Source organism: Bacillus sp. K7, from assembly GCF_053903245.1.
Genome location: NZ_CP096406.1, coordinates 2,898,699 through 2,911,268, shown reverse-complemented (window position 1 = coordinate 2,911,268; position 12,570 = coordinate 2,898,699). Strand labels below are relative to the sequence as shown.

At 44.0% G+C, this 12,570-nt stretch carries 8 protein-coding genes; 7 read left to right on the top strand and 1 reads right to left on the bottom strand.

Annotated features, from left to right (window positions below; genetic code table 11):
• Positions 1-2: 2 nt before the first annotated feature.
• Positions 3-257: a hypothetical protein gene (locus M1D98_RS14910; protein ID WP_456279684.1), complete on the top strand. Its 255-nt coding sequence runs from the start codon at positions 3-5 to the stop codon at positions 255-257.
• A gap of 14 nt (positions 258-271) precedes the next feature.
• Here M1D98_RS14910 and M1D98_RS14905 read toward each other — a convergent pair whose 3' ends face one another.
• Entirely contained in the window at positions 272-1,009 is a 738-nt protein-coding gene (locus M1D98_RS14905) for a protein-glutamine gamma-glutamyltransferase (RefSeq protein ID WP_121643169.1), read from the bottom strand.
• Between the two features lie 157 nt (positions 1,010-1,166).
• Here M1D98_RS14905 and tlpB (M1D98_RS14900) point away from each other — a divergent pair, with 157 nt between their 5' ends.
• The 6 genes from tlpB (M1D98_RS14900) (at position 1,167) to rhaR (ending at position 12,567) form a co-directional block, all read left to right on the top strand.
• Positions 1,167-3,155: a methyl-accepting chemotaxis protein TlpB gene (gene tlpB, locus M1D98_RS14900; protein WP_121643168.1), complete on the top strand. Its 1,989-nt coding sequence runs from the start codon at positions 1,167-1,169 to the stop codon at positions 3,153-3,155.
• Positions 3,156-3,331: 176 nt separating this feature from the next.
• The gene (tlpB, locus tag M1D98_RS14895; protein ID WP_121643167.1) at positions 3,332-5,332 is read left to right on the top strand and encodes a methyl-accepting chemotaxis protein TlpB; all 2,001 of its coding nucleotides are present in this window, start codon (positions 3,332-3,334) and stop codon (positions 5,330-5,332) included.
• A gap of 108 nt (positions 5,333-5,440) precedes the next feature.
• Positions 5,441-7,429 (top strand): methyl-accepting chemotaxis protein, encoded by a 1,989-nt coding sequence (gene mcpA, locus M1D98_RS14890; RefSeq protein ID WP_456279683.1) that lies wholly within the window; start codon positions 5,441-5,443, stop codon positions 7,427-7,429.
• 110 nt (positions 7,430-7,539) lie between these two features.
• Entirely contained in the window at positions 7,540-9,528 is a 1,989-nt protein-coding gene (gene tlpB / locus M1D98_RS14885) for a methyl-accepting chemotaxis protein TlpB (protein ID WP_268521957.1), read from the top strand.
• Positions 9,529-9,661: 133 nt separating this feature from the next.
• Entirely contained in the window at positions 9,662-11,731 is a 2,070-nt protein-coding gene (locus M1D98_RS14880; protein WP_456279682.1) for a bifunctional aldolase/short-chain dehydrogenase, read from the top strand.
• A 59-nt stretch (positions 11,732-11,790) separates the two neighbouring features.
• Complete coding sequence (gene rhaR, locus M1D98_RS14875; protein ID WP_326221200.1) at positions 11,791-12,567, top strand: rhamnose catabolism operon transcriptional regulator RhaR; 777 nt, start codon at positions 11,791-11,793, stop codon at positions 12,565-12,567.
• Positions 12,568-12,570 lie beyond the last annotated feature (3 nt).

The following is a 12,570-nucleotide window of genomic DNA, read 5'->3' as shown; positions in this document are numbered from 1 at the left end:
TGATGAACATTCTTCAATATTCTTATAAAAAAAGAGGGAAAATTGAGTTTGTATTTGAAGGCTGGCCTCACTCAAAAGTTACAATGGTTCCTATCAATGGCTATTATTTTGTCCGCTTTATCAAATGGAGCAGCCTTGATCCAATCGTGACAAGAAGTGACCTTGAAAAAATGGAATGGGCTGCGAACCAGTATTTCGGCACAGCCCCTTTTTATCGAAAACGAAAAGCGTTTGAAACCCCATCGCCTCCGAAATAGGCGTTGGGGCTTTTTTAGCGGACGATGCGGTAAAGAGACGGAACATCCAGTCTGGTCGCCTGAGGCAGAAGATAAGCTGGCTGTACGGCTCCTTTTTTTCGAAAAGAATTTAGCTTCTCGATAATTTGCTGCCCGCTTAAGATTCCCAGGCCGTGGGCAAAAAATTTATCTTCTTCCAGCATAATCACATTTTCGCCTCTCCATTGCGCTTTTTGCGGATCAAACTCAGGGTTTTTAAAATACAGGCAATCTCCAAGGAAATAGTGATGCCCTGTTTCCGTGTATATCGGCAATTTCTCATAGTGCCAGTCATATAAAATAATGCTGTCAAAGCTGGCGTCAAATGCTTCCTCCCCGATTGTATCGATCAAGGCCAAATAAAAAATGACAACAATGGCGGTGGCGCATTCAAACGCGTAAAACGGGCCGTTTTCTGCAATATCCCGAATCGCTTTTGAGGGCGGCATTCTGTATTTCAGCTCCAAGGCGCCTTCCGGTGAAACCCTCCAATACGCTGTATTCCCGTATGTTTTGAGAAAAGTGGCGAATTTCGCTCCGCTTTTGTGCAACGTTTTTGCCGCTGCTACGATATTCATCCGCAGGTTCAGCTCAAACATCAGTTCGGCAATGGAATGATAATCAAACTGGACAGGCGTCTCAAGCATCTCTTTTAACAGCGGATTCAACTTCTCATCTATCTGCCAGTTTTCAATATCTTGGGGACGGAGCAATTGTCCGGATATAATAATCATCTTTAGCCCCCCTTGTTTTTAATAAGATATGCACAGGGCTTGGGCAATGAAAGCTGTAAACTGAAGATAGATGAAAAAGAACGTCTTCCATTTTTTATTTTAAAACTTTTTTAAGCAGCCGATATATACTGTATCAAACCCGAAGGAGAAACTCGACATGAAGACTTTTATCAACTGGCTGAAAAAACCGTCTATCTCAAGAAAATTAATCGTGTCATTTATTGCGATTCTTATTATCCCTATTCTGATATTGGAATTCAGTTCTTACCGAAGCGCCAGCAGTAAGCTGGAACAGCAAATTATGGGAAGTGCGAAAACCAGTGTCGATACATTTAATACCACTGTTACAAATGACCTGGGAGCTAAAGCGAAAGGAGTCACTTTTTTCAGTGAATCTCTTAAAAGCTCCGTATTTAAAGGAAAGACTAATCAAGAAGAGCTCAAAGCGAAATTTTCACAATATGTGTCTATCAATGAAGGGGTAGCCAGAATTTATGGAGGTGCGGAAAACGGCACCTACATACAAGCGCCCAATGAAAAATTGCCGGAAGGATACGATCCAAGACAACGCCCTTGGTACCAAGATGCGATGAAGGCCGGCGGTGAAATTGTCGTGACAGACCCTTACGTGGCAGCGAGTGACGGAAGCATGGTTATTACCATTGCCCAGGAGTTGAAGGACGGATCCGGCGTTGTCGCCATGGATATCACCATTGACAAATTGTTAGAACAGATGAAACAAATCAAGGTCGGCAAAGAAGGCTATGTGTTCATTGCCACGAAAAACAAAACCTATGTCGCCCATCAGAACCATAAGGCGGGGGAAAAGCTCTCAGGCGATTGGGTTGCCAAAATGTACGCCGATAACAGCGGTGATTTCAAGTACACTCTGGATAACGAAGGTAAAAAGATGTCATATACAACAAATGAACTGACTGGGTGGAAAATAGCCGGCACAATGTATATGGATGAAATCAAGGATGCCTCTAAATCTGTGCTGATCACAGGCATGATCGTGCTGATTGCTTCCATTGCGATAGGCGGGTTTTTAATTCTGTTTATCGTTCGATCGATTACAAAACCATTAAAACGCCTTGTGCAATCATCGAAAACGATCAGCAGCGGGGATCTGACAGAAACGATCGACATCCGTTCGAAGGATGAGCTTGGAGAGCTCGGGGAAAGTTTCAATGAAATGGGACAATCTCTCCGCTCACTGATCAGTGCGATTCAAGACTCGGTGAACAATGTGGCCGCATCGTCTGAACAGCTTACCGCATCTGCTGGACAGACAAGCAAAGCCACCGAGCATATCACGATGGCGATTGAGCAGTTCTCAAACGGTAACGAGGAGCAAAGCGAAAAGGTTGAATCCAGCTCTCATCAGCTGAACTTAATGAATGGAGACCTTCAGCATGTCTCAGAAACATCAAAAGACATTACAAAGGCATCTATCCAATCAACGGAAATCGCCGGAACGGGTGAAAAGTTTGTCCAGCAGACAGTCGGACAAATGAACTCGATTAATCAATCGGTTCAGCAGGCTGAGGCTGTAGTCAAAGGGTTAGAAGGAAAATCAAAAGACATCACAAGCATTTTGAGAGTCATCAACGGCATCGCTGACCAAACAAACCTGTTGGCCTTAAACGCAGCCATTGAAGCGGCGCGTGCCGGAGAATCGGGCCGCGGCTTCTCTGTCGTAGCGGAAGAAGTACGCAAACTGGCTGTTCAATCAGCCGATTCAGCAAAAGAAATCGAAAAGCTGATCCAAGAAATCGTAGGAGAAATCGAAACCTCTCTTCATATGTTTAAAGAGGTTAATCAGGAAGTGCAGTCCGGGCTTGTCGTCACAGACAATACAAAAGAAAGCTTCCAGAGCATTTTCAGCATGACAAATGAAATCGCGGGCAAATTGCAGACGATGAATTCCACCGTCGAACAGCTGTCGGACCGTTCACAGCATGTTTCAGCAGCAGTCGGCGGCATTGCCGATGTGTCGAAAGAAAGCTCGGCGAGCATTCAAGACATTGCCGCATCAGCTGAGGAGCAGCTTGCCTCAATGGAAGAAATCAGTTCATCAGCAACCACTCTCTCGCAGATGGCAGAAGAGCTTCGTGATCTGACAAAACAATTTAAAATCGAATAAAGGCAAAAAACAGCGCTCCTTAAGGCGCTGTTTTTTTGTATAGTAAATAATAAAAATGTCATGCTTCACTAGGTGAATTTAGAACTATTTTTCACTTTTTCCTTCATTTTCAATGTAATATAAAGGAATTTCAACCGATATAATTTGTAAATAATTGAAAGAAGGTTCGGAAGGATATGAAAAAAACACTTACTACGATTCGAAGGTCATCAATAGCCAGGAGGCTTATTATTTCTTTTCTGCTGATCTTAATTGTCCCTATTGCCGTCCTTTCGGTAAGCGCTTATCAATCAGCAATTGCCTCTCTTGATCTCCAGATGACGCAAAGCGCAAAGGAAAATGTTCAAATATTGGATCATATCATTGATGATAAAATCAGGACGACTGAAAAAAGCCTCGTGTTTTTCAGCGATTGGGCGACAGCAGATAAATTTAAAGATAAAAAGAAAACAGAGCTAAAAAAGGAATTTAAACAATTTATCCAAATGAATGACAATGTCGCTGCGGTGTTTTCCAGCAGCAAAGACGGGGATTTCACACGTTATCCATACGCAGATATGCCGAGTGACTTTCATGCTTTGGAACGAGACTGGTACAAAGAAGCGATAGCCAATAAAGGCAAAACAATCATTACTGAACCTTATGAATCGATTTCGTCAGGAAAAATGGTCGTCACCATCGCCCGCCAGACGGAGGATGGGTCAGGCGTTGTCGCCGTTGATATGAAAATTGACGACCTGGTCACAACAGCGAAAGAAATCAATATCGGAAAAGAAGGCTATGCTTTTATCCTCAGCCAAAACAAGAAAGTCATCGCCTTCTCCGGAGAAAAAGCGGGAACAGTGTTAAAAGGGGACTGGGTTGATAAACTCTACAAAAATAAAAGCGGCGACTTTGACTATACGTACAAAGGCGAAGAGAAGAAAATGACGTTTGCCACAAGCGAAACAACAGGCTGGAAAATCAGCGGCACGATGTATGCGGACGAGATCCACGATGCTGCGAGCAAAGTTTTGACCGTGGCATCAATCGTTTTGGCCATTGCCATCGCAGCCGGAATGACGGCGATTTACTTTGTGATTCGGTCCATCACAAAGCCTTTGAGACACATTGTCGCATCAGCTGAAAAAATCAGCAAAGGCGATCTAACCGAAACAATAGAAATCAAATCAAAAGATGAACTTGGCGTTCTGAGCCAGAGCTTCAATCATATGGCACACTCGCTCCGCTCTCTCATTCAAGGAATCAAAGACTCAGTAGATCATGTTGCTTCAGCATCAGAGGAACTGACTGCATCCGCCGACCAGACAAGCAAGGCAACTGAGAATATTACCATGGCCATTGAGCAATTTTCAAACGGCAGCGAGAGCCAAAGCGAAAGAATTGAGACGACAACCGAACAAATTAATGAAATGAACGATGGATTAGCTGAACTGGCGCAGGCTGCCGTGGTGATTACAGAAACATCCGCAGACTCCACAGAACTATCAAACAAGGGTGAGACACTCGTCCGGAAAACGGCCGGCCAAATGAATACGATTGACCACTCTGTGAAAGAAGCGGAACAAGTGGTGAAGGGGCTGGAAATCAAATCAAAGGATATCACGAATATTTTGCGTGTCATTAACGGCATTGCGGATCAAACCAACCTTTTGGCTTTAAATGCCGCCATTGAAGCCGCAAGAGCGGGGGAATACGGGCGAGGCTTCTCGGTCGTTGCTGAAGAAGTGAGGAAACTTGCGGTACAGTCAGCTGACTCGGCAAAAGAAATTGAAACACTGATCATCGATATTGTGAAAGAAATTCATACATCATTGAACGTACTCCAGTCTGTAAATAAAGAAGTTGAAACAGGGCTTGTCATGACGGATGAAACACAACAAAGCTTCAAAGATATTTCTCACATGACCAAAGATATTGCTTCAACTCTGCAAAACATGAATGCGACGGTTGAAGAGCTGTCAGCGGGAGCTCAAGAAATTTCTGCTGCTTCAAATGATATCACTGCTATTTCTAAAGAAAGCTCTGACGGCATCCAAGATATCGCCGCTTCAGCTGAGGAACAGATGGCATCCATGGAGGAGATCAGTTCATCAGCACAGACGCTTGAAAGGATGTCTGAGGAACTCCGTGACCTGACAAAACGATTTAAGGTGGATGAAAATGAGTCTAAATAACTATATAATAATGGGATATTAGTTACCTTTGTTAAATTTCTTCTTTTTTACTGTATATATTTACCCATTTCTGCCGATATGAAGGGTAGCATAAAAAAGGAGAAATGAATGATGAAAAAAATACTCCAACTCATAAAACAAAGATCAATTACACGGAAGCTTCTCGTTTCCTTCCTGTCGATCCTTATCATACCAGTTGTGATATTGGCAGCTTTTGCATATCAATCGGCAAGCAGCTCACTCGACAAACAGATGATGGGGAGCGCATTAGAAAATGTACAGCAATTAAACGAAATTATTAACACCAGTATCGGAGAAAAAGAAGACAGCGCCGCTTACTTCAGCGAATGGCTGACAAAAAAGAAATACGATGCAAAAAGCAATGCAAACATTAAAGAGAAATTCTCACAGTATATCAAAATCAATAAAGATGTAGAATCTATTTATACTAGTGACATAGACGGTCACTTTACCCGTTATCCAGACCTGCAGATGCCGAGCGATTATAATCCGGTTGAACGTGACTGGTACAAAAAAGCGGTTGCGAATAAAGGGAAAGTCGTTGTGACTGATCCTTATAAAACAGCGTCTACGAACACAATGGTTGTGACAATCGCCCAGCAGACAAAAGATGGTTCAGGCGTTATTGCAATCAACATGACGATTGAGCATCTGTTGAAAACAACCAAAAAAGTCAACATCGGCACACAAGGCTACGCATTTATCATGACAAAGGACAAAACGGTTGTCGCCCATCCTGATGAAACCTCAGGAACTGAATTAAAAGGCGACTGGATTGATCAGGTGTTAAATGCGGATAAAGGCGATTTTCAATACAGCATGGATGGCGATAAGAAAAAAATGGCCTTTGATACAAATAAGTTAACGGGATGGAAAATCGCCGGCACCATGTATTTGGATGAAATTCATGAGGCGGCCCAGCCTGTCCTTCACCTGGCGTTAATTGTCTTAGCCGCGGCTATTATCATAGGGATTATCGTTATGACATTTGTCATTCGATCGATTACAACGCCGCTGAAACAGCTTGTGGGCTCCTCTAAGCGGATCAGCGAGGGAGATTTGACGGAAACCATTGATATCCGTTCAAAAGATGAATTGGGCGAACTCGGCAAAAGCTTTAACAATATGGCATCGTCACTGCGTTCTCTCATACACGCCATCCAGGATTCAGTAGAAAACGTTGCCGCTTCCTCTGAGGAGCTGACTGCATCAGCCGGACAAACGAGCAAGGCAACAGAGCATATTACATTGGCGATTGAACAATTTTCTAACGGCAATGAAAAACAAAACGAAAACATTGAAACGGCAGCAGAGCACATTTATCAAATGAATGACGGTTTGGCAAATATGGCTCAAGCTTCCGAGGTCATCACAGATTCATCTGTTCAATCGACAGAAATCGCAAGCGAAGGCGGCAAGCTCGTTCATCAAACCGTCGGCCAAATGAACGTTATTGATAAGTCCGTTAAAGAAGCAGAACAAGTCGTACGCGGATTGGAAACGAAATCGAAAGACATCACCAATATTTTGCGTGTGATTAACGGCATCGCTGACCAGACGAACCTGCTGGCATTAAACGCAGCCATTGAAGCGGCGCGCGCAGGCGAGTACGGCCGCGGCTTCTCCGTTGTAGCGGAAGAAGTGAGAAAACTGGCAGTTCAGTCAGCAGATTCAGCAAAAGAGATTGAAGGATTAATCATCGAAATTGTTAAGGAAATCAATACATCTCTCGGCATGTTCCAATCTGTCAATCAAGAGGTGCAGACAGGCCTGGATATTACAGATAAAACAGAAATGAGCTTTACTCGCATTTCTGAAATGACGAACCAAATCGCCGGAGAACTGCAAAACATGAGTGCGACGGTGCAACAGCTTTCCGCCAGCTCCGAGGAAGTTTCGGGAGCGTCCGAACACATTGCATCGATTTCAAAAGAAAGCTCTGCTCATATCCAAGATATCGCGGCGTCAGCCGAAGAGCAGCTTGCCTCCATGGAAGAAATCAGCTCGTCAGCAGAAACCCTTTCGTCTATGGCGGAAGAGCTTCGCGACATGACCAAACGTTTCAAAATTGAATAGTAAGCCAAAACACCCAGGTTGTACGCTTGGGTGTTTTTTTTAGTTTTTTTATTAAACCTTTTATCCTAGTTTGACGATATTAGATTTAGCTTAAAGGAGGAGTCGAAAGAATGGGGAAACTTACAAAATGGATCAAACAGCCATCAATCAGCAAACCGCTTATCGCTGCGTTTCTGGCAGTGCTTATTTTGCCGGTTGGGGTATTAGCATATTTCAGTTATCAATCAGCTTGGAACGCACTGGACAAGGAACTGGCGAATAGTGCAATGGGAAACGTTGAAGAACTCAACAGCACCCTGCAGAACAAGTTGAATACTAAAGTAAAAGCAATTGATTATTACAGTGAGACGATCAATAAAGATTTATTACAAGACAAAAACAAAGCCTCACTGAATGAAAAATTTAAGCAGTATACAACATTGAATGCGGATGTAGGGGCCATCTACGCGGCTTCAGAAAATAAAAAGCTCTACAAATATCCTGAAGGCGGTGTGCCAAAGGGCTTTGATCCGACAGAACGTGACTGGTACAAACAAGCTGTTGCGAAAAAAGGACAGGCTGTTTTCTCTGAGCCGTACACTGACGAAGCGACAGGGGATACCGTTATTACCATCTCAAAGCAAACAAAAGATGGTTCAGGAGTCATCGCGCTTGATTTAAATCTGGATGAAGTGTTATCCGCTTCAAAGAGAATCAAAATTGGGACAAATGGCTTCGCATTTATTACAACAGGCAACAAAAAATATATCGCTCATCCGACGATTAAACCTGGGACAACCGGATCAGGCGATTGGACAAATCAAGTTTTCTCGAAAGAAGAAGGCTCGTTTGAATATACCTTCGAAGGCAAAGAAAAGAAAATGGCCTTTACGACAAATAAGCTGACAGGCTGGAAAATCGCGGGCACATATTTTATCAGTGAATTGGAAGATGCTTCAAGCCCGGTTCTGAACACAGCGATCATCGTCCTATGCGTATCACTTGTGATCGGCGGTATACTGATTCTCTTTATTATCAGCGCCATCACCAAGCCATTAAGAAAATTGGTTTCTACATCTGCGAAAATCAGCAGCGGAGATCTGACAGAAGTCATTGACATTCACTCGAAAAACGAGTTTGGCCAGCTTGGTGAAAGCTTTAACGAAATGTCTGCCTCACTGCGTTCTGTGATTGGTGTCATTCAAACGTCTGTAGAAAACGTGGCATCCTCTTCTGAAGAGCTGACGGCAAGCGCGGCCCAAACGAGCAAAGCAACTGAACATATTACACTTGCCATCGAACAGTTCTCAGATGGCAACGAGGCGCAAAGCGAGAAGCTGGAAACAAGCTCAGACCATCTTTCTCAAATGAACCACGGGATTTCAAAAGTGGCTCAAGCCTCTTCAACTATCACGAAGTCTTCGATACAGTCCTCTGAGGCGGCTGGCAGCGGAGAAAAACTGGTCGAGCATACAGTCGGCCAAATGAAAACAATCGACCAATCCGTTCAAAAAGCGGAATCGGTTGTGAAGGGTCTTGAAACAAAATCGAAGGACATCACAAGCATCTTGAATGTGATTAACGGCATTGCTGATCAAACAAATCTGCTGGCGCTAAATGCTGCGATTGAAGCGGCAAGAGCAGGGGAGTACGGAAGAGGCTTCTCAGTAGTAGCGGAAGAGGTCAGAAAACTTGCCGTGCAATCAGCAGACTCTGCTAAGGAAATTGAAGGATTAATTCAAGAGATTGTCAGAGAAATCAGCACTTCACTTTCAATGTTCCAATCTGTGAATCATGAAGTGAAGGAAGGTTTGCAGATAACTGACCAAACAGCGGAAAGCTTTAAACAAATTTACGAGATGACAACCCAAATTTCTGGCGAATTGCAAAACCTAAACGCGACGGTTGAACAGCTGTCAGCTGGATCACAGGAAGTGTCAAGTGCGGTTGAAGACATTTCTGCAGTGTCGAAAGAAAGCTCGGCAGGCATTCAAGACATTGCAGCTTCGGCGGAAGAACAGCTTGCGTCCATGGAAGAAATCAGCTCATCAGCTGAAACGTTGGCAAACATGGCGGAAGAACTGCAGGACATTACAAAGAAATTTAAAATTGAATCCTAATAGGAAAAGAAAGCGGCATATCTGCTGCTTTCTTTTTTTGTTAAAACAAAAATAAACAAAACAATTCAAAAACAAACCAATATCATATATAATGAAAGCGGATTCAAATAAAAGGGGATGGAGGAATATCAAGATGGTGAAACATGTATGGGATTCAAAGCATGCTGCACAGCTGCCAAAAGGTGTAGAGGAATTAGTGTACAGATCCAATCTGATCGGGTCAGATCGGACTGTCTGCAACTGGGGCGGAGGGAATACATCTATGAAAACAACGGAAAAGGATTTCAGAGGCCATGAAACAGAAGTCATGTGGGTGAAAGGAAGCGGTTCGGATTTGGCAATAATGAAAGCGCATAACTTTACCGGTTTATCATTAGATGACATCCGCCCGCTGATTGAAAGGGAACAAATGTCAGATGAAGAAATGGTAGACTACTTGTCTCATTGTATGATAGACAGCAAACATCCCCGCCCTTCAATTGAAACGCTGTTACACGCTTTTCTGCCATTCAATCATGTTGACCATACCCATCCCGATGCGATTATCAGCATATGCTGCGCTGATAATGGAAAACAAATCGCCAAAGACATATACGGTAACCGGTTTGTATGGGTGCCATACGTACGCCCCGGATTTACATTATCTAAAATGATCGCTGAAGGCGTAGCGAACAATCCCAACGCCGAGCTTGTGTTAATGGAGAAACACGGCTTAGTCACCTGGGGAGAGACGTCTGAAGCATGTTATGAAAAAACGATATCTATCATTCAAGAAGCCGAGCAGTATATTAACGACCGTATCAATCCAAATGAGATATTTGGAGGCAAAAGGTATCAGCCGTTGCCGGAAGATCAAAGAAAACAAATCTTGGCAGACATCATGCCTGTAATCAGAGGCGCTGTAAGTGAAGAGAAGAAAATGATCCTTTCCTATAATGATCATGACAATGTCTTGGAATTTGTAAATAGTGTTCAAGCATCGGCACTCTCGCAAATCGGTGCGGCATGCCCGGATCACCTTGTTCATACAAAGCGGGTTCCGCTGTACATTGAGTGGAATCCCGAAACCCACGATGTGCATAAGCTGGCGGATCTGATCAAGTCAGGGGTCGAGCGTTTTTCATCAGATTATTATGCTTACTTTACCCGCAATCAGCAGGAAGGAGATCAAATCTTCGAATCAGCTCCGCGGGTGATCTTGATTCCCGGCATCGGAATGGTGAACACGGGGAAAAGTTACGCCATGTCGAAAGTGAGCGGCGCTTTATACCGAAGGGCTATCGCTGTTATGAAAGGATCAACAGCTCTGGGGCAATTTGTTTCTTTAAATGAAAATGAATCTTATCATGTCGAATATTGGCCGCTCGAATTATATAAGCTCACGCTCGCTCCGCCGGAAGCGGAATTTTCCCGTAAAGTAGCGTTGGTAACAGGAGGAGCCGGCGGCATCGGAAGTGCAGCGTGCCGGCGCTTTGCAGCTGAAGGAGGACACGTGATTGCCGCTGACCTTAATATAGAAGGTGCGAAGAAAATTGCCGGGGAAATAAACGAGGCATACGGAGAAGGAAGGGCAATGGCTGTCAAAATGGACGTGACAAAGGAAGAGGAAGTAAAGTCAGCTTTTGAACAAGCGGCACTTGCTTACGGCGGGATTGATATTGTCGTCAATAATGCCGGACTGGCCACTTCAAGCCCGTTTGACGAAACAAGTCTAAAAGAATGGAATCTTAATATGAATGTATTAGGAACAGGCTATTTTCTTGTGGCGCGTGAAGCGTTTAAACAAATGAAACAGCAAAACAGAGGCGGAAGCATGGTATTTGTCGGATCGAAAAATTCGGTTTATGCGGGGAAAAACGCCGCTGCCTACAGCTCGGTAAAAGCGCTTGAAACCCATTTGGCGAGATGTATCGCAGCAGAAGGCGGAGAATATGGCATTCGGGTGAATTCTGTTTTGCCTGATGCGGTTCTTCAAGGTTCGGCAATCTGGGGATCAAGCTGGCGGGAGGAACGGGCCGCGGCGTACGGAATTGAACCAGAAGAGCTTGAGGAACATTATCGGAAACGCACCGCTCTGCTCGTCAATATTTACCCGCGGGATATTGCCGAAGCCATCGCATTCTTCGCTTCTTCTAAAACCGAAAAAACCACGGGCTGCATGATCACGGTAGACGGCGGTGTTCCTGCTGCTTTCACACGTTAGACGTATGCTATGATAGAAAAACAATAAGGCGGATTACGATATGAGGAAGGGCGTTATCGATGCTAGTAGCAGAACGGCAGCAAAAAATAGTGGAAATAGTCAATATGCGTTCAAGCATCCGCGTATCCGAATTAAGTGACATGTTTTCTGTCACAGAAGAAACCATTCGGCGCGACCTTGAGAAGCTTGAGAAAGAACATAAACTGAGCCGGAGCCACGGAGGAGCGGTCAGTATTCAGCAGCAAGAATCAGAAATTCATTTTTCTGAACGGGAAATCACAAATGTCACAGAAAAAAAAGCCATCGCTCACGAAGCCGCCAAATACGTAAAGAGCGGAGACCGAATCATTCTTGATGCAAGCACCACCGCCTGGCACATGGCGAAAATACTTCCTGATATTGAGCTCACCGTTATTACAAACTCAATGAAGGCTGCTATTGAACTTAGCAATAAAGAAAACATCTCAGTTATTTCAACAGGCGGCATTTTGCTGGCAAAATCATTATCGTTTGCAGGACCGTTAGCAGAGCGTTCGCTTGAGACCTATCATGTCAACAAAACCTTTCTCTCATGTAAAGGGTTTGACATAAATAACGGAATGAGTGACTCAAATGAGTGGCAGGCATTGCTAAAAAAACGGATGATCGAAAGGTCTGACCAAACCATTTTAATGGCCGATTCAAGCAAATGGGGGAACCGCGAGTTTTCACATATCGCCTCGCTCGAGGATATCAGCCGCCTAATTACTGATGCCGGACTTGATCCATTATCGGTAAAAGCGCTAGAGGAAAAAAAGGTGATAGTGACAGCTGTTCCCCTTCCGAAGAGAGGGTGAAAG

What these genes read in the sequence shown, in the direction of transcription:
- M1D98_RS14910 (WP_456279684.1), top strand. Translation starts at nt 3, where the DNA reads ATGAACATTCTTCAATATTCTTATAAAAAAAGAGGGAAAATTGAGTTT.
- M1D98_RS14905 (WP_121643169.1), bottom strand. Translation starts at nt 1,009, where the DNA reads ATGATTATTATATCCGGACAATTGCTCCGTCCCCAAGATATTGAAAAC.
- tlpB (WP_121643168.1), top strand. Translation starts at nt 1,167, where the DNA reads ATGAAGACTTTTATCAACTGGCTGAAAAAACCGTCTATCTCAAGAAAA.
- tlpB (WP_121643167.1), top strand. Translation starts at nt 3,332, where the DNA reads ATGAAAAAAACACTTACTACGATTCGAAGGTCATCAATAGCCAGGAGG.
- mcpA (WP_456279683.1), top strand. Translation starts at nt 5,441, where the DNA reads ATGATGAAAAAAATACTCCAACTCATAAAACAAAGATCAATTACACGG.
- tlpB (WP_268521957.1), top strand. Translation starts at nt 7,540, where the DNA reads ATGGGGAAACTTACAAAATGGATCAAACAGCCATCAATCAGCAAACCG.
- M1D98_RS14880 (WP_456279682.1), top strand. Translation starts at nt 9,662, where the DNA reads ATGGTGAAACATGTATGGGATTCAAAGCATGCTGCACAGCTGCCAAAA.
- rhaR (WP_326221200.1), top strand. Translation starts at nt 11,791, where the DNA reads ATGCTAGTAGCAGAACGGCAGCAAAAAATAGTGGAAATAGTCAATATG.